1 pseudogene is annotated in these 552 nt (G+C 51.4%); it reads right to left on the minus strand.

What is annotated here, in order from left to right:
• Positions 1-552, minus strand: a pseudogene (locus QUA07_RS04790) (WD40 repeat domain-containing protein); the annotation flags it as partial.

Here is a 552-nt window from a genome sequence, read left to right on the forward strand (position 1 = left end):
CGCCACTGCATTTACCGAGTCAGTGTGAAGGCTGAGGGTTCTAACTTTGGTACCCGTCTCGGTGTCCCAGATTTTCAGGGTGTAATCCTCTGAAGCGGAAATCGCGGTTTTGCCGTCTGGTGCGATCGCCACTCCATATACCGAGTTAGTATGACCGATGAGGGTTCTCACTTCGGTACCTGTCTCGGTGTCCCAGATTTTCAGGGTGTTATCGTTTGAAGCAGAAATCGCGGTTTTGCCGTCTGGTGCGATCGCCACTGCATTTACCCAGTCAGTATGAAGGCTGAGGGTTCTAACTTCCCTACCTGTCTCGGTGTCCCAGATTTTCAGGGTGTTATCGTCTGAAGCGGAAATCGCAGTTTTGCCGTCTGGTGCGATCGCCACTGCTTTTACATAGCTAGTATGACCGGTGAGGGTTCTAACTTCCCTACCTGTCTCGGTGTCCCAGATTTTCAGGGTTTTATCGTCTGAAGCGGAAATCGCGGTTTTGCCGTCTGGTGCGATCGCCACTGCATTTACCCAGTCAGTATGAAGGCTGAGGGTTCTAACTTC

Origin of the sequence: Microcoleus sp. T3_A4 (genome assembly GCF_036700465.1) — a bacterium.
Taxonomy (GTDB): Bacteria; Cyanobacteriota; Cyanobacteriia; order Cyanobacteriales; family Microcoleaceae; genus Microcoleus.